Origin of the sequence: Acidisphaera rubrifaciens HS-AP3 (genome assembly GCF_000964365.1) — a bacterium.
In the GTDB taxonomy this organism is placed as follows: domain Bacteria; phylum Pseudomonadota; class Alphaproteobacteria; order Acetobacterales; family Acetobacteraceae; genus Acidisphaera; species Acidisphaera rubrifaciens.
In genome coordinates this window covers 1-431 of sequence record NZ_BANB01001073.1, presented here as the reverse complement: position 1 = coordinate 431, position 431 = coordinate 1, and the positions used below count along the sequence as shown (strand labels likewise).

Sequence of the window (431 nt, the reverse complement as noted above, 5' to 3'; positions counted from 1 at the left end):
GGATGCCGTCTCGCGCATGGCGACGCCGGGCGCGAGACCGCCGCCGCGCGCGATGTCGACCGCATCCCGCAGGCGTCCGGCGCGCAGCGCCCGGCGAAACAGCCAGCCGGCGGCGAAGGCCTCGCCCGCGTCGATGTCCTGGACCCGTCCCGGGTGACGGCGCCGCAGTTCGGCCGCGACGAGCCGCCAGGACCGCATCATCTGCGCCAGGTCGCGCGACATGCTGTCCGGGTGCTGCCGGTAGCCGGTGAGGATCTCCGGCACCACGGCGACGCGGTGGTGGGCCGCGATCGCGCAATACAGCAGCAGATCCTCGCACCCCTGCGCGCCACGCGCGCGCAGGGTGGCGTCGTAGCCGCCGGCGTCCAGCACCGCCGCCCGGCGCATCAGCGCCGCGCTGCCGTTGCCGACGAGATTGCCGCGACACAGGC

The 431-nt window shown here is 75.6% G+C and carries 1 protein-coding gene; it reads right to left on the bottom strand.

Annotated elements, in window-relative coordinates:
• The coding region (locus B8460_RS22610) for a hypothetical protein (protein WP_048863406.1) at positions 1-431 on the bottom strand (431 nt) is incomplete at both ends.